The sequence below is a fragment of the Bacillus sp. YKCMOAS1 genome (assembly GCF_030268125.1).
In the GTDB taxonomy this organism is placed as follows: Bacteria; Bacillota; Bacilli; order Bacillales; family Bacillaceae; genus Bacillus; species Bacillus safensis.
In genome coordinates, this window is sequence record NZ_BSEI01000001.1 from 673,198 (window position 1) to 690,272 (window position 17,075).

The window sequence follows — 17,075 nt, forward strand, 5'->3', positions numbered from 1 at the left end:
TGACATCAATGACTGTTGAACTGGATTATACATCACCAAATGTGAAATTTTCATACGATCTGAATCAAAGCCCCCTTGTGAAATACGATCAGCATAACCTGATTAATGTGTTAGGAAAAAAACAATTAAACTCATTGGATCAAGTGTCCCTGCTGGATATATATTTGAGTAAAAGCAAAGTCGTAGAGCCTCATTATCATCAAAATGCCGCAGAGCTTGTTTATTGTATAGCCGGTTCTGCTGCCGTATCGATGCTGAATCCATTTACAAAAAAACTGCACACCTATACCATTACACCTGGACAGGTGGCAAACGTGCCTCAAGGCTGGTGGCACTATGAAGTCGCTCTCCAAGACAGAACTCATTTGTTAGCCATTTTTAACGCATCTACACCTGAAGTGATCCTAGGCTCAGACCTTCTTACCCTCACCCCTTCTCACATCATGGCCCATACTTATTGCATGAACGAAACACAGTGGAAGCAGGCGACAAAGCCTGTGAAACCCAGCGTGTTTATCGGACCATTTTGCCACCGGGAAGAGGAGTCTCAAACGCACCCTGTCCCTCCTTCTCACTACGTCCCTTATTATCAAGCACCACCCAATTATACTCCTTACTGGAGTTAAGAAAAAAACCGATGCCCCTATAAGAGCATCGGTTTTTTACCTTATAAATTTTTTGCTGCTGCAATTACCAGCATGATCCAAGAGGCGATAAATGCTACTCCGCCAATTGGGGTAATGGCACCTAGAATCTTCACCTGAGTCAATGCCAGCACATAAAGGCTTCCTGAGAAGAAAAGGATGCCTGCAAGCATCACCCAGCCAGCGGCAGGAACCAAGGAGACACCTGACAGCTTATCTGCAAGAAAAGCGACAACAAATAAGCCAATGGCATGGAACATCTGATATTGAACACCTTTATTCCATATTTCTATATATTTTTCAGGGATTTTCCCTTCTAGACCGTGCGCACCGAAGGCTCCAAGGCCTACAGCAAGCATGGCGTTAATGGCACCTAAAATGAAAAATAGTTTCATTCGTCATTCTCCTTATCTCGTCAATTATGTTTATCATAGCGCGGGTGAAGGGCGACATTCAACTTTCCCTTTACGTTGACACGAGATTGTCGGATTTCTTTTTCTTTCGTAACAAGACCTGATCGACAACAATCGCAATGAGCGTGCCTAGAACAAGACCGTTGCTTAATAATGAAATGAGCACAGGATGCATTCCTTTCAAAGCCCCCTGAGGCACAAACATCGCCCCTACTCCTGCTAAAACGGCAATCCCAAGAACAAAGCGAATCCGCGGGATTTCTTCTTTCTCATATTGATCAAACTCCGACATCGCAATCCCAATCATGGAAGAGAAGACCACAAAGTTTACAGCAAGCCCCACAGGTGATGGCAATGCAGAGAAAAAGCTCATGAGCAGCGGAAACAAACTAATGAGAACAATAAGCAGACTTCCTATGAAAAAAGGCTTTCTAGAAGGAATTTTGGTTGTCTGGATAAATCCTGCTGCCCCCGAAATAGGTACAGGCGCAATCGCACCGATCAGCCCGCTTAGTAAATGACCAAATGCTGCGACAAAACCAGCAGGGCGTGCTCTCTTCCGCTCACGCAGTTCACCAAATGCCTTCACTGAGCTTTCCACAATTCGAATACTTGCCAGCATGTTCACAATGAGTAAAATCGTTATAAAAAAGGACGTGACAAGCAATCCGCTGTCAAAGACCGGCATACCGAATGGAAACAGCTTCGGAAACTCGATGATTTGCTCTGGAATTCGAACTGGCTTCGCCAATCCGAGTAGAGCGAATAACAGCCATCCGCCTGCAAGTGCGAATAACACAGAAAACTGCCTCAAGTAATGCCATTTTGAGCGGCTGATCATGAAGGTGAGGATAATAATCAAGATCGATAAGCAAAAGACAAGCCCATCTACTTGATTTCCTCGATAGCCGATCCCCATCAGCCCTTTCATGATTGGCTGACTTAGCTGCACAACAAGCAGCAGCAGGTAAATGCCTGTGACGACTGGCGTAAATAAAGACGCGAGCCAATTGATGATTTTAAATAGACTAAAAATAAAAAAGAAAATAGCACTAATAATTAAAGCCCCTTGTAATGCTTGCAAAGTTTCAGGATACGTCGCAAAGATTGTTCCTGTCATGCCGGCATAAAGGGTATACACACCCCACCAAAGCCCTGCTGGACTTTCATTAATCGGCAGCATATGGCCGCATAAACACTGCACCATCGCCACAAGACCAAGTGAAAAGAAAGTACTTTGAATCAGCTCTGCCGATTGTACTTGATTCAATTCAAATGCTTGTGCAATCGCAATTGGTACGGCAATAGAAGCTGCGATAAAAAATGCCATCCACTGAATGGCGCCCAAAAATAGTTTCAAACCGATCACCTTCCCTTTGTCGTGACAAGACCATTAAAAATCAAAAATAGAGTCGCCGTTCCCGTCCTTCTCTTTTTGACCCTCATCATTTTGCTGAAATTTCTTCGCGCCACTTGTGCCCATGAGTTTCTCCAGCATGGCTTGATCTGTAGACACAGATGGCGCTGATGGTGTATGTATCGATGGAGGTGGTGAGATGACTGGCGACTGCGGCATTTGCGCCTGTGATGGTGCGTCGAGAATGACATCACATAGTGAAGAAATCGCTGCCACTTGACGTTTCACCTCTTCATCATTTCCACTTTGTTTTGCTTTTTGAACCGCTTCCTCCATTTTTTGAAGCAGGCTTGATATATGAATATTCAAGGGTAGACCCTCCAATCTAAAAAAATCTCTTTTCAACATTATTTTACCAAATGAACAAACCAAATGGGTTCATTTTTTCAAAGCAGTGCGCTCAGCCTCTCTAATTTGACCCCTCATCTTCATTCACACATAATAAAAGAAACAAAATCGTCTATGAAAGGATTAAATCATGAACAAGCTCACCGCTCTATTTCAGAAACAAAAAGTCTTTCAGAAGCCGGCAGTTAAAGAACGCATCCGCATTCTTCAAGACTTAAAAGCAGCAATCAAACAGCATGAGAAGGATATTTTACAGGCCTTAGCCCATGATTTACATAAATCCGAACAGGAAGCCTATACAACAGAGATCGGAATGGTGTATGAAGAAATCAATCATACCATCAAGCACCTTCACAAATGGGCGAAGCCAACACGCGTGAAAACACCGCTGACTCATATCGGATCGAAAAGCATGATCATCAAGGAGCCCTATGGAAGTGTGCTCATCATTGCTCCTTGGAACTATCCTTTCCAATTGGCCCTTTCTCCATTAGTCGGCGCGATTTCTGCGGGAAATGCCGTGATTTTAAAACCGTCTGAGCTGACCCCGGCAGTCTCACAAGTGATCAGCACTATCATCAAACGTGTATTTCAAGAAGACCATGCGGCTGTTGTAGAGGGCGGTGTCGATGTTAGTACAGAACTGTTGAAGCTGCCCTTTGATTATATCTTCTTTACTGGAAGTGTGGCAGTCGGCAAAGTCGTCATGGAAGCCGCCGCAAAGCATTTGACCCCTGTCACACTTGAGCTTGGCGGAAAAAGCCCCTGCATCGTCATGCCTGATGCCGACATCAAGCTAGCAGCGAAGCGGATCACCTTTGGAAAATTCACCAATGCAGGGCAAACTTGCATTGCACCAGACTATTTGCTCGTTCATGAATCCATCAAAGAGGAACTTCTGCGAGAAATGACGGCCTGTATCCGTGACTTTTATGGTGAACATCCCGAAACGCATCCGCACTTTGGCAAAAATGTCAGTCAGCGTCATTTTGACAGGCTCACACAATTTCTCTCAAATGGAACGATCGTCACAGGTGGACAGCGCAATGAACACGAGCTTAAAATCGCTCCGACCATTTTAGACGACATCACCTGGGAGGATCCCGTCATGCAGGAGGAAATTTTCGGGCCGATCCTGCCTGTCATGACCTTTGATTCTCTGCATGAGGTAGCGCATATGATCGAAGCAAGGCCAAAGCCGCTTGCGCTTTACTTATTTACAACAAATAAAGAAACAGAATCCTATATTCTAGAGAACCTCTCATTTGGCGGAGGATGTATCAATGACACGCTTATGCATGTCGCTACACCTTACCTGCCATTCGGAGGCGTCGGCGAAAGCGGCATGGGACGATATCACGGGAAGGAAAGCTTCTTTACTTTTACGCATGAAAAAAGCGTCCTGCGCCAAACGAACCGCTTCGATTTTTCCTTCCGTTACCCAAATGCGAAAAACGGACTCGACTTGGTCCGCAAATTTTTAAAATAAACAGGACGAAGGGGCTCTCCCCTCGTCCTATTTTCATTCAATATCCTTGATACACCAATTGATTTCTTCGAATCCCATTTGCTTTAAATACGTGTTTACCTTTGAAAACGGACGACTGCCAAAAAAGCCGTTTCTTGCAGAAAAAGGACTTGGATGAGGTGACTCAATGATGTAATGCTTGTTTTGATCAATGCGTTCTTTCTTGTTTTGAGCATGTCTGCCCCATAACACAAAAACGACGGGCTGATCACGTTCATTCAGCACATCAATCACGCGGTCTGTCACACGTTCCCAGCCTTTTCCTTTATGCGAATTCGCCTCGCCCTTTCTCACAGTCAGTACAGTGTTTAAGAGTAGCACACCCTGCTCTGCCCAGCTGACAAGTGAGCCGTGGTTTGGAACAGGACAGCCAAGATCATCCTTTAGCTCTTGAAAAATATTTCTCAAAGATGGCGGGTGTTTGACACCTGGCTGAACAGAAAAGCTTAATCCATGTGCCTGCCCTGGGCCATGATAAGGGTCTTGTCCTAAAATCACCACTTTGACCTTTTCATATGACGTCAAATGAAGGGCACGATACACGTCATCTGGTTTTGGAAAAACGGTCTGCGTGCGATATTCTTCCTTCATCCATTCACGTAATTCCTGATAATATGGCTGTTCAAATTCACTTTTCATCACAGCCCACCAGCTATCATTTAAAAATGGCTTCATTGTGGTTTTCCTCCTTCTACTTGCTGCGCTAGTCTGGAGATCATCGGTTTTCCATCCCACACAATCTCACTCTCTGATTCTCGCTTTTTCATCGCTGGTTCTTCTAATAATATAGCAAAGTTAGCTGTTGGCAGGTCGCCTAAATCATGCTTTTCACTTAAATCATCTAGGTAGTTCTTCCTTGTTTCACCAAGATCACTAGACTGATTTCCACCGCCGTCAAAAAACGCATAGATCACGCTGGCAGCTGGTACTCGTTTGACTCGGGCATGCTGTGATACACGCAAAAAGAAGTCCCAGTCCCAATAATGATGCATCGCTGGATCAAAATAGCCAATCTCATCGTGTATAGAGCGTTTGTACATACTGCCAGAAGGAACATATGTAGAAAAGACACGCATATCCTCAATGTCCGCTGTATAAGCAAACAAACGTCTCGACAGTGGAAAGCGGGTCGCGCCTTTTTCTTCAAACGACACAATTTCTGCATCAGAAAAAACAAAATCGGCATCTTCCAACGCCTTGCTCATGCGTTCGATATGACAAGGTGTGAAGTAATCATCGTCGTCACTCAGCATGATGACGTCGCCTGTCAGCTCCCGGATCCCCACATTTCTGGCATTCACATGCTGGACATTCTCATCTAAATGAATCAAGCGGATCGGAAGCTCAGGGTAAAGTTCCTGAATGCTGTCGACTCGCTCTCCTGCATCATTGACGACGACAATTTCAAAAGGCTGTACGGTTTGTCTTGAAATGGATTCAAGCAGCTCACACAATGCGCTGAGCCGGTTATGTGTCACAATTAATAAGGAAATCTTCATATGCAGCTTACTCCTTTAATAGATTCGTCTTTTTCCATTAAAACATAAATTGACTTTCTTCTCATGATATAAAAGGCGGTTTGATTTGATGAGAAAATGGGAATTTTTGATGAAAAGGAGTGATGATAATGGAATATATCACGGCTGAGAATAGTAAAGAAGCGAAACAGGCCATCGACCACATTCATTCATCGGGTTCAACAAAGGACGCTGTATTTGTTTTTGCGTACGACCCAGAACGCTCTGATACCGTAACAGAGTATACAGACGCCAAAAGCATGACTGCGGTCGATCAAGGGATTTTGGATCAAGTCGCCAATGTCATTCGTACCCGGGATGATGAACTGATGGCCAAAATGATGTCAGCTGGCGCCGATCAAGAGTTAGCTTTAACCCTTTTAGACGAACTGAAAAAAGGGAAATTGGTGATTTGTAAAAGGTAAGAAAGAGAGGCGTTCCGAAGAGAGGAACGCTTTTTTATGCCGTTTCATTGTGATAAATGGAAAAGCTGATTATAATAAGGGATAGAACAATAACTGTTACACATCACATTGGAGGTTCAGCAACTATGTCTATGAATAAAGCACTCACCATCGCAGGTTCGGATTCAAGCGGCGGTGCAGGTATCCAAGCAGATTTAAAAACGTTTCAAGAAAAAAACGTCTACGGGATGACAGCTTTAACCGTTGTCGTTGCAATGGACCCTCATAATCATTGGGATCATCAGGTGTTTCCAATTGATACGGCGACGATTCGCGCGCAGCTCTCTACCATTGTTGAAGGCATTGGTGTAAATGCACTGAAAACGGGTATGCTCCCAACCGTCGACGTGATCGAGCTTGCAGCTGAAACCATCAAAACATACGACCTAAAAAATGTCGTCATTGATCCTGTTATGGTTTGTAAGGGTGCGAACGAAGTCCTTTACCCAGAGCACGCGGAAGCATTGCGCGAAAAGCTCACGCCACTGGCAACCGTTATTACACCTAACCTTTTCGAAGCAGGTCAATTAAGCGGAATCGGCGAGATCAAAACGATTGAACAAATGGAAGAAGCAGCAAAACGCATTCACGAACTTGGTGCAAAATATGTGGTCATCACTGGAGGCGGTAAGCTAAGCGAAGACAAAGCCATCGATTTGCTTTATGATGGACAAACCTTCGAACGCCTTGAAACAGATAAAATCGACACAGAATACACACACGGCGCAGGCTGCACATTCTCAGCAGCAGTTACAGCTGAACTAGCGAATGGATCAGACGTGAAAGAAGCCATTTATGCAGCAAAAGAATTCATCACTGCTGCCATCAAAGGCTCTTTCCAGCTAAACGAATACATCGGACCAACAAAGCATTCTGCTCATCGTTTTGACAAATAAAACAAAAAAAAGCCGATTCGCCGTTTAGGTGAATCGGTTTTTTGTTTATCGAAAGCTTCTTCTCTGTGCAAACAGCCAATCGGTTAAGCCAGGCGTCTCATAAGCAGGCGTCCATGATGCATGGTCATATCCATACTTGCTTGCGTACTCCGTATAAAGCGGCTGGCCGCCTGCTTTTTGAATAGCTTGAATTGTATTTCTCGCATAGCCGATAGGGATAATGGAATCATCTTCTGCATGAAATGCCCATATTGGCTTGTGTGCTAATATTCCTGCCTTGCTTGGATCTGCACCCCCAGCAATAGGAATCATCGCTGCAAACAAACGAGGATATGTGATATTCAACTGGTACGTGCCAAATCCACCTTGTGATAAACCCGTCGCATAAATCCTTTTCTGATCAATCTGATAAGAAGTTAACACATGCTGAAGGACATCATAAGCTTTGTGTAAATCCGGTGAAAATTGAAACACGTTTGTCAGATCGATTTCATTTTGCAAATTTCTTGTTAATGCAAAGCCTCCATCCACAGCATTTCGCGCCTGAGGGGCTAATACGTACGAAGGATGTTTCTTTTGGACTTCAGGGGAAGCCCATAAAACTGCACCATCATTCGCAAGTAACTGCTTTTGATTGTCTGTTCCCCTCTCACCTCCTCCATGTAAGAACAGGACGAGAGGATAGGCTTTACCCCTCTTACGATTTTTTGGAATATACAGCCGATAAGGCATTCCTTTGTATTCGAAAGATAAAAAAGATGATGCAATGTCCTCTCGTGTGACAAACCGATAATTGTATGTAGACGTGGAAAGGCGGTGACTTTTATTGTAAACGCTTACTTTTAAAGTCGTATCTGTTTCGATATGAATGGGCTTTTTGTACAACTGACTTTGAGTTGTCGGCTGGCTGCCATCTGTTGTGTAATAAAGAGAAGCTTTTTGAACGTGAGAATGCAGAGCTACCTCTTGTGAACGATAATATTGACCAGACGGGACTGAAGCAGTTGATGCAGCATACGACGTATGATTTCGGGCAGAAGAAATGGAAGGAAAAAGAAAACTCATAGAAAATAAGACAATCATAAAGGTGATCAGGCATTTCTTGGTTGTATGGTTCATATCGTTCCTCCTGTACATGCTCAGATGAATTTTTATTTATTATTTATCATGACAATAAGAATGTCAACGCTTTCATTCAAATTTCTGAATAATCTGACCGAAACAAAAAAGCATACCCGCAACCGAGTACACTCTTTTATCCATACATGAATGCCTATTTTTGCTGATCGGACTCTTTCGCCATTTTTCGAATAAAGGCTTCGATGGATTCAACAAATAAAGCATATTCTTTCATTTGTTTATACGTATCTGTCAGCTTCTCTTTCACTTCTTCCTGCTCTAAAGAAGGTTCACCGAGAATAGATTGAACTTGAATGAGCAATTCTTTATATTCTTCACGTTTATCTTCAACATGATCTGCCATTGTCTCCAAGCGTTTTCTAGTCGTCGGCTGCTGTTTTGAATTCAAGTAAACAACCCCTTTTTTGTCCTACCGCATTTGGATAAACGTCAGCCTCAGCTGTATATATTTTAAAATGATACCATAATTCCACCTGTTATCATATATGTAAAACGTCATCAAACCGCTTTAGGCCAACCTTGTATATACATGGTATAGGCTTTAAGATACAGGCTGATTTCACTAGAAAAAAGCAGATCATTGATCTGCTCAGATTGTAGATAAATTATTTTTCAAGCCGGATTTCCCCTATTTCCTTCTGACTCTTGAAGGCAGTTCTTTTTTGCTCAAATTTCATAGCTAATACCAATATGAAAGCTATTATTAAAATAATACTTAAGAAAATCAAACCGGCTTGCATTTTTCCTGTAGCATCTTTTAGCCATCCAACTGCATAAGGGCCAACAAAACCTCCTAGACTTCCAATTGAATTAATGACTGCAATTCCAACAGCTACTGTGGCTGGACTCAATATCATAGTGGGTAATGACCAAAAAGGACCTTTAAAACAATACATGGCTGCCAATGAAATGGTGATGAAAATCATTGCAATAAATGGATTGGATACCATTCCTACACTGAGTAACGTTAAACCAGCTACGAGTAATGGTAAAGCTGTGTGCATACGTCTTTCACCTGTGCGATCTGAGCGTCTTGACCAGTAGTTCATGACGATTGAAGCAATAATATAAGGGATTGTAGCAATGAAGCCGATCTGGGTGTTTGATAAATAGCTAGATAATCCTTTAATAATTTGGGGCATCCAATATCCAACACCCAGTGTACCTGCAGTATATACAAAGTAAATTAAGGCGAGGTACCACAGTTTAGGATCAGTCAAGGCCGTCTTATGACTAGTTGTTTGTTGGCCTTTCTTTTCTCGTAGCTCCTCGTCCTTTCTTAATTCTGAAATCAACCAATTTTTTTCTTCGGCTGTTAGCCACTTTGCTTGTTCTGGCCGGTCTGTTAAGTAGAAATATGTAACAAACCCTAAAATAACAGCAGGGGCGCCTTCGATAATAAACATCCAACGCCATCCAGGCACATTCATCCAATGAATATGATCAATAATTAAAGTAGAAACGGGAGCTCCTATAATATAAGAAACGGCGATTGCTGTCATAAACATCGCAATTGTACTTGCTCTTTCTTTAGCTCGGAACCAATAAGTAAGGTATAGAATAATACCTGGAAATAGACCTGCCTCTGCTATTCCAAGAAGGAATCTAATGATATAAAGCTGGGTAGCATTCTGAGCAAACCCAGTTGCCATAGAAATAATTCCCCAAGTAAAGAGTATCCTAGTAATCCAAACTCTTGCCCCAAATTTTTGCATTAGAATATTACTTGGTACTTCAAAGAGAAAATAACCAATAAAAAAAATACCTGTCACAAGACCAAACATTTTACTTGTGAGTCCTAGTGCTTCATTCATTTCCAATGCAGCATATCCCACATTTGCCCTGTCTAGATAAGAAATAATATAGAGTAAAAATAGTAACGGGATAATTCTTCGTGTCACTTTTCGAATCGTCTTCTTTTCGAAATTCAATTGAGAATTTTCCAATCAAATTCCTCCTTTTAAAAAGAAATTTTGATAACGCTTACATTTATCTAAAAAATAAAGAGATACTCTTACGGTTCTGTAAGATGTCTAAGAGTATCTCCATTTACCCTTCTGTTGTTTCCTCAAGACAGCGAACAAAATGAAATATATCTGTCAAAAATGTTTATTTCCAACTAGAAACGCTCTCAATATCTGGTATACCGTTAAATATTAAGTGTTTCGGTTGATAATTAATGTTACCTAACACGGTTTCTCCATCTACATCAGGAAAAGCAGTCTCAGTAGAAGTAGAATCCAGAACCACAAGGTTATTTGGAGTAAAAGTAAAATCGTCAATTCCTAACAATTTAGGAGCTGTTACCAGAACGGTTCTAAAAGCTTCATCTAGAGACAGTCCACCTACAATCATTTTAGAAATGATATAGCTCATGTTATAAACAGGGTATTTTCTCCATGACGCGCTTGTTAAATCTGAACTGATAGTATCTGGTTTAATTCCCTCAGCTAAGCATTTATAAAAAACATTCCAATTAAAGTGTTTTCTACCGTGACCGATATCTAATACTATCCCTCTTTCTACTGCAGCTAGAAATTCTTTTTTTACCTTCCCGGCAGTATTTAACACGTTTCCATCCCTTCCTTGAAATGGATGAGTGAGAATGTCCCCTTTATTAAAATATTGTGTTACCTCTTCAATATCTAGTTTAGTTTCAGTTAAATGAACCATCATTCGTAAATCAGTTCGATCGGCTGCTTCTCTTGCTAAGCGTAATAAAGACCGGTCAGTCGTTATGTCCACCTGACCTAAGCGAATCTTAATTCCTAATAAACGATCATCAGCTAAAGATGCAACTTCAACAATTCGATCCAACGAAATACTTTCTGGCTTGGTTGGGTTAGGGTTGGGATGATTGGTTAGCCCTTCTGGTAAGGCTGATAACCAAGAACGAACTGTTAATGGGCTCTTTTCCCAATAACGATTTGCTTCCTCCCATCCGTCATAGCCAAAAGTACCTGCGTCCCCAACTGTCGTTACTCCTGAGGAGAGATATTGTTTATCTTTCACACCAATCTCCGCTCCAGGTGCCCATAAATGACAATGAAAATCGACTAGTCCTGGTACAATTACGCTAGATTCAGATAAATGAATCTCCCTATCATCCTCATGAGTAACTGTTATTCTTGTAGACTTATTTGGAATGAATCCCTTTTCTGACCAAATAGAACCGCCTTTAAAATTCCATACTCCCATGCAAATACACCCCTTAACTTCATATTGATATAATAGATTCGTTTATTTAATTGTTAACAATAGCATTCTCTTTACATGCCTTGATAACATCCAACCACTGTGCTAAATCACTGACCAACATACACTCCTCTTCTTTTTGGATAGTGGAAACAATCAACTAAGTGGTTCATTTCCAAACACAAACCAAAAAAGATAGCGCTTTCAAAAAATAAAATGAATGACTCAACCCCTATCCCCAAAGGATTATCACGCACCTCAAAAAAATTTTTATGATTTATCTTACGTAATAAAAATTACTATTTTTTATATAAAAGTAATATTTATTACCAATAATTTAAATGTATGTTATCACTCATACTTAATAAAGTAAACCTTTTTTATAAAGAACAGCAGATAAAGTAAAACGAACAGTGAAGCAAATGGGAAATGATCGTTTTCCGGAAAATATAATGGAATTGATGGCGAGGGATATGTAGACGTTGTGATTACCATTGGTCCAAAAGCAAAAAACAATGAAAATAAAAATTCCACTTATGATCAGTGGAATAAGATGAGGATGCGGTATTGGGGTACCCAATTTCCCGCACCTCGCTTATCTGATAGAGAAATGTATTTACTTGCACCTTTCTATCAATCGTGCAGACGGCTCTGAATCTCCTTTTTTTATATGACGTGCTGTTTTTGGTTACTTTTAATTTCACATCATATTAATGATCACATGTAGGGTTCGGATCAACGACCTGCTTCTTTTTGTAAATGCCATGTCTTCAATGTCAGCTTTGTTTCATTTCTTCCACTGATGGATATTGATTTATTTCCCGGGGAAGGAAAGTAACGTGCAGTAAAAACTTCTCGGCCACCATTTACAAAAATCTCAATCGACGATGCATCAATAAAGATATGAAGGTCGTGTAATTCCTCTATGACTGCTTCACGAACTTCCTTTGATCGATCTTCAAATCGATCCCGCTCTAATGTCAGCTTCCCTTTCTCTTTATCATAGATGATCCGTGCAGCTGCACGGATACAGCATTCAAACCCTTTCTGTGTGTCAATTTGATCAATGAATACCTCTGCGCTCGTAATATCATCTACAGGGATAGAATGAACAGAACGTTTAATATGAAAAACATGCTCTTGTTCATTGGTCCGCATGGATTGAAGTTCACTTACTGGTTTTTGAATGAGATGTCCGTCATCATCTAAACGGAGCTCTCTCGGGATCGTGAGGCAGTGTATCCATTGATAAGAAATCGTCGGATGATGCTCTTCTCCTTGATCAGGCACCCCCATCCACCCGATTAAAAGACGTCTGCCTGATTCGTCTAAAAAGGTTTGCTGCGCGTAGAAGTCAAAGCCTCGATCCAGCTCCTCAAACGCTCCATGCGTATATTGATAAGTATGATCATCCAATCTCCCAACAAAATAACCTGATTGATGGGTATTGTGATATTTTAAACCATCCGGCTTGAGCCCTTGCGGTGATACAATCAATACATCTCGGCCGTCTAACTCAAACAGGTCTGGACATTCCCACATATAGCCGAAATTGTCTAAACCATTCTTTCCACTGCCTGCAATCGTGCCTTGAAACGTCCACTTCTCTAACGTATCAGAGGTAAACAAAACAAGGTGTCCTTTCAGGTCTAAACTTTGTGCACCAAGAACCATGTACCACTGACCATTCCTCTTCCATACCTTTGGATCTCTAAAATGGGCAGTGAAACCTTCCGGCAGCGTTGCCACGACACCTTTTTTCTGAAAGTGAATGCCATCCTCTGAAACAGCTAAACATTGATACGTCTCACGGTTCCCTTGTTCATCCCGAACGTTTCCAGTGTACATCACATGCATCTGCCCATCGTCTATAAATGCACTGCCAGAATAACAGCCGTTTTGATCAAACCAATCACTTGGGGCAAGAGCGGCTTCTTCGTGATGCCAATTCACTAGATCTGTCGATGTGTAATGACCCCAGAATTTTGCACCATGTCCCGTTTTAAATGGCTGCCACTGATAAAAAACATGATAAATTCCTTTCCACTGAATCAGCCCATTCGGATCATTTAAAAGACCGACTGGCGGCATTAAATGAAATTGCTGCCGGTACACATCCTTTTTAACCAAATGCTCATAGTTTCGAATACGTTCTGCTATCTTTTGACGAAGTGCTGCGTCAGTTGTTGTCATGACTGTGACCACCCCTTGATTATTTTTCGACTTCTTTTACTTTAAAAATGATGGTGAGAATAAATGAAACAGCAACAGCGATTAACATACCAATTACATAATTGACCACATTTTGAACACCGAATGGTGCTGCAATCGCAATCATCGGAATGCCTGTTAAACCATAAGCATTGGCGGCTACCTTCGTGAAAACGACAAATGCCCCGCCCAATGCGCCCCCGATCATCGCCGCAATAAATGGTTTACGGTAGCGGAGGTTTACACCGAATATGACAGGCTCGGTAATTCCTAAAAAAGCAGAGAAGGCAGCAGGAAGGGCAATTTCTTTTGTTTTTGCACGCTTGGCTAAGAAAAAGACAGCCAATCCTGCCCCGCCTTGCGCGACATTCGACATTGCCCAAATTGGCAGCAAATAGTTACGTCCAATATCATTCAGCAATCCTGCCTCAATCGCATGGAAGCTATGGTGAACCCCTGTGAGCACAATTAAAGAGTAAGCACCGCCGAAAATGAGTCCTGCTAAGAACCCTGCATGGTCATAAATAAACGTCAGCGCATTCGAAATTCCTGTACCAAGCATTCTTCCAAGCGGGCCAACTGCAATAAACGTCACAAATCCAGTTACAATCACCGTCACAAATGGGGTCACAAGTAAATCAATACTGTTCGGAACCACTTTTCTTAAATTCTTCTCAACAAGACACATGATATATACGGTCAATAACACTGGAATAACCGTCCCTTGGTAACCAAGAAGAGCAATATCAACATTGAATAAATGCATATATTCTGGTTTTGCTTCCGTCAATCCCCACGGATTAAGCAGATTCGGGTGAATCATAATTCCCCCAATGACGGCTCCTAAATATGGATTTCCACCAAACTCTTTCGCTGCACTGACCCCAATTAAAATCGGTAAAATGATAAAGGCTGCACTTGAGAACATATCAAGCATTTGGAAGACCGCAGAGCTTGGGTCAGCCCATTTGAAGGCTTTCATCATACCTAAGAGACCCATTAATAAACCGCTTGCCACAATTGCTGGAATGATCGGTACAAAAATATTCGATAACGTCTTGGCAAAACGCGCAAGTAGATTCATTTTTTGTTTCACTGCTTCATCATGGCTGACAGGCTTTTGTTTCTCGTCGCCTGTCTCGAGACCAGTCTCACGAGCAAATGGTTCATATACTTTGTTGACAGATCCCGTTCCGAAAATGACCTGAAATTGTCCTGAACTTGAGAAAGCCCCCTTCACTCCTTCAAGTTCTTCAATGGCCTCTTTGTCAATCAAATCCTCATTTTTCACCACCAATCTGAGTCTTGTTGCACAATGCGTGGCACTGATGACATTTTCTTTGCCGCCTAACAGACTTGTTAATTCTTTGGCTGTTTTTTGATAATCCATGATGTCTCCTCCTTTTTTAAAGCAAAAAAGACCTAAAATTCACCAACGAGTAAAGGACATACACGTCCCCTCGTTACGCAAATTTTAGGTCTTGCCTGCCTGACAGTCACAATCCCGCGATATCAAATTTTGATGACGCTTTCATCATAGTATAAGACTGTGACATGCGTCAACCTCTTTTTTCAAATCCAATGACCCATATACACTAATAAGAGTAGTGTGCATAAAAAAAAGCCTGCATGCAGGCACGATCATTTTAAACCAATTCGGCTTCCTGCAGACGCTGGACATGCAGCGTGATGTAGCCGATCTCCGATTCAGGGAGATGAAGTCCATATTCATCTTTTAACAAATCAGCGAGTCCAAGTGCACACCGGTAAGCCGTATCATACTTTGTTTGGATAAAAATCAGCATGTCATCGTCCATGATTTGAAATGCCTCATTCGATTCCAACCTGCCTAATGCATACCTCAAATGTGTCACAAGCCGCTGATAGGAAATACTATCCTCATCAATTGAATGCTGAAAATAGCTTTCAATATGCTCGATCATTTCTTTGATCATCGTTGTATATTTTACGGTCTTTTTCATGGACTCCGTATTCATTTTGGCCGTATGAATATGAAGTGCCACATATCCTGCCTCATCGTCCGGCAGTTCGACCCCCAGCCGCTCCTTTACATAACGAATGGCATACTTTCCAATCTCATATTCCTGCTTATATAAGACTTTGATCTCACCAAGCAATTTATTATATAACACAATGCCTTTTTGAAGGCGTTCAATGGCGAAGGACAAATGATCAGTCAGTGATATGTGGATGTGATCACTGAGCGGCATCATGAGTTTACCTTCTGCATAACTGATGATATGCTCTGCCACCTCAATATGCGCTTCTGGCAATGTGGCAAGAATTTGTTTGAATTTCTCATTTTCTTCACGCACAACAAAGATTTTCTCTATTTTTTGAAGAGGAACGACGTCATTTTTCCCCTTCTGAAAAGCAATTCCGGGTCCCATCACAATTTTCTCCTGATCGCCCTCCTTTACAACCACTGCGTTGTTATTCAATATTTTATATATCTTCAAGGGGTATCCTCTCCCAGCAGATAACATTTCTTATGTGGGATTTTACCCTGTTTCACTTTTTCTGTAAAGGTAAGAGCGGACCAGCACGCGCCTCTCGCATCGTCTTCTCTTCAAGCATCATCAGACTTTGAATCAACCGCTTCTCTGCCCTGCGTTTCTTCTTATGTTCTTCTGCCAGCTTCTCCAGCTCTCTCTCTTTCACTACTTGAAAAAATCCGACATCCGCCGCGGCCACCTGAAACCCTTGCTGCTTCATCATCACACCAGGGTTCACAAGCACATTCATCATGAAACCAAACCATACGCTCAACCAGCTTTTTAATTTCTTCACTGAACATCCCTCCGCTTTTCTTAGAATCTAGCAGCTCTAGCAAAACAACTGCTCCTATCATATCCCGAGAAAAAAGAGAGGTTTGTCACAATCTGGGTGAAAAAATAAACTAGTTTTCAGAAGTTTTGTTGAAAAGTGCAGAAGATCATCATGTGCCTAGATGTTTCATTGAAAATTTTATGCACATGCTATCCCAAAGATAAGCACACCTTATCAACAGGGTTTATCCACATATCAACACCCTCTCACTAGATTTTGTGTATGTAAATTTTTTATTTTCCATATATGTATCTTAATAATCGAGTTATCAACAGACACTTGTGAATAAGTGCGACTTTATAAACAAAATAGTTCTTTGTAACTATGTAAAATAAGACCATTTTAGTAAAGGAATTGTTTTCAACATATTGAATACTTAATAACGGGCAGTGAATCTTTCCTATTTATCCACAAAAAGAAAGGCTATCTCCCTAAAAACACAGCTAGAAAGG

17 protein-coding genes are annotated in these 17,075 nt (G+C 41.6%); 4 read left to right on the forward strand and 13 right to left on the reverse strand.

Going from position 1 to position 17,075, the window contains the following annotated elements; all coding sequences use genetic code 11:
- The first annotated feature begins 8 nt into the window (after positions 1-8).
- Positions 9-626 (forward strand): cupin domain-containing protein, encoded by a 618-nt coding sequence (locus tag QSJ46_RS03480; RefSeq protein WP_039182316.1) that lies wholly within the window; start codon positions 9-11, stop codon positions 624-626.
- Positions 627-667: 41 nt separating this feature from the next.
- Here the strand turns inward: QSJ46_RS03480 and QSJ46_RS03485 are convergent, their stop codons facing one another.
- The 3 genes from QSJ46_RS03485 to QSJ46_RS03495 form a co-directional block, all read right to left on the reverse strand.
- On the reverse strand, positions 668-1,039 hold the full coding sequence (locus QSJ46_RS03485; protein ID WP_025093833.1) for a DUF423 domain-containing protein: 372 nt from the start codon (positions 1,037-1,039) through the stop codon (positions 668-670).
- 70 nt (positions 1,040-1,109) lie between these two features.
- Positions 1,110-2,417: a purine/pyrimidine permease gene (locus QSJ46_RS03490; RefSeq protein WP_107162888.1), complete on the reverse strand. Its 1,308-nt coding sequence runs from the start codon at positions 2,415-2,417 to the stop codon at positions 1,110-1,112.
- Between the two features lie 33 nt (positions 2,418-2,450).
- Positions 2,451-2,783 carry a YwdI family protein gene (locus QSJ46_RS03495; protein ID WP_047203643.1) on the reverse strand — a complete coding sequence of 111 codons (333 nt, stop codon included), beginning with the start codon at positions 2,781-2,783 and terminating at the stop codon, positions 2,451-2,453.
- Positions 2,784-2,952: 169 nt separating this feature from the next.
- Here QSJ46_RS03495 and QSJ46_RS03500 point away from each other — a divergent pair, with 169 nt between their 5' ends.
- Complete coding sequence (locus tag QSJ46_RS03500; protein WP_224929791.1) at positions 2,953-4,311, forward strand: aldehyde dehydrogenase; 1,359 nt, start codon at positions 2,953-2,955, stop codon at positions 4,309-4,311.
- A 33-nt stretch (positions 4,312-4,344) separates the two neighbouring features.
- Here QSJ46_RS03500 and QSJ46_RS03505 read toward each other — a convergent pair whose 3' ends face one another.
- Both QSJ46_RS03505 and QSJ46_RS03510 read right to left on the reverse strand, forming a co-directional pair.
- Complete coding sequence (locus QSJ46_RS03505) at positions 4,345-5,025, reverse strand: uracil-DNA glycosylase (RefSeq protein WP_039182328.1); 681 nt, start codon at positions 5,023-5,025, stop codon at positions 4,345-4,347.
- Positions 5,022-5,849, reverse strand: coding sequence for a glycosyltransferase family 2 protein (locus tag QSJ46_RS03510; RefSeq protein ID WP_047203645.1), 828 nt, complete (start codon positions 5,847-5,849; stop codon positions 5,022-5,024). Before QSJ46_RS03510 ends, QSJ46_RS03505 begins: the two co-directional genes overlap by 4 nt.
- A 128-nt stretch (positions 5,850-5,977) precedes the next feature.
- On the opposite strand from QSJ46_RS03510, the gene QSJ46_RS03515 reads away from it, so the two are divergent.
- Both QSJ46_RS03515 and QSJ46_RS03520 read left to right on the forward strand, forming a co-directional pair.
- Entirely contained in the window at positions 5,978-6,292 is a 315-nt protein-coding gene (locus QSJ46_RS03515) for a YflT domain-containing protein (RefSeq protein ID WP_107163156.1), read from the forward strand.
- Positions 6,293-6,417: 125 nt separating this feature from the next.
- Positions 6,418-7,227, forward strand: coding sequence for a bifunctional hydroxymethylpyrimidine kinase/phosphomethylpyrimidine kinase (locus tag QSJ46_RS03520; protein WP_285604285.1), 810 nt, complete (start codon positions 6,418-6,420; stop codon positions 7,225-7,227).
- 45 nt (positions 7,228-7,272) lie between these two features.
- Here QSJ46_RS03520 and QSJ46_RS03525 read toward each other — a convergent pair whose 3' ends face one another.
- From QSJ46_RS03525 to QSJ46_RS03560, 8 genes are all read right to left on the reverse strand, one after another.
- A complete protein-coding gene (locus QSJ46_RS03525; RefSeq protein WP_212039581.1) occupies positions 7,273-8,346 on the reverse strand; it encodes a chitobiase/beta-hexosaminidase C-terminal domain-containing protein in 1,074 nt (357 codons plus the stop codon).
- Positions 8,347-8,500: 154 nt separating this feature from the next.
- Positions 8,501-8,755 (reverse strand): hypothetical protein, encoded by a 255-nt coding sequence (locus QSJ46_RS03530; RefSeq protein ID WP_041087697.1) that lies wholly within the window; start codon positions 8,753-8,755, stop codon positions 8,501-8,503.
- 217 nt (positions 8,756-8,972) lie between these two features.
- Positions 8,973-10,313, reverse strand: a complete 1,341-nt coding sequence (locus tag QSJ46_RS03535; protein ID WP_212039580.1) for an MFS transporter — start codon at positions 10,311-10,313, stop codon at positions 8,973-8,975.
- A 163-nt stretch (positions 10,314-10,476) separates the two neighbouring features.
- On the reverse strand, positions 10,477-11,565 hold the full coding sequence (locus tag QSJ46_RS03540) for an amidohydrolase family protein (protein ID WP_047203649.1): 1,089 nt from the start codon (positions 11,563-11,565) through the stop codon (positions 10,477-10,479).
- Between the two features lie 732 nt (positions 11,566-12,297).
- Positions 12,298-13,755, reverse strand: coding sequence for a glycoside hydrolase family 32 protein (locus tag QSJ46_RS03545; RefSeq protein WP_269773694.1), 1,458 nt, complete (start codon positions 13,753-13,755; stop codon positions 12,298-12,300).
- A gap of 19 nt (positions 13,756-13,774) precedes the next feature.
- The gene (locus QSJ46_RS03550; RefSeq protein WP_285604286.1) at positions 13,775-15,163 is read right to left on the reverse strand and encodes a sucrose-specific PTS transporter subunit IIBC; all 1,389 of its coding nucleotides are present in this window, start codon (positions 15,161-15,163) and stop codon (positions 13,775-13,777) included.
- Positions 15,164-15,419: 256 nt separating this feature from the next.
- A complete protein-coding gene (locus tag QSJ46_RS03555) occupies positions 15,420-16,253 on the reverse strand; it encodes a PRD domain-containing protein (protein WP_039182354.1) in 834 nt (277 codons plus the stop codon).
- Between the two features lie 52 nt (positions 16,254-16,305).
- On the reverse strand, positions 16,306-16,584 hold the full coding sequence (locus QSJ46_RS03560) for a hypothetical protein (protein WP_107162882.1): 279 nt from the start codon (positions 16,582-16,584) through the stop codon (positions 16,306-16,308).
- Between the last annotated feature and the right edge of the window lie 491 nt (positions 16,585-17,075).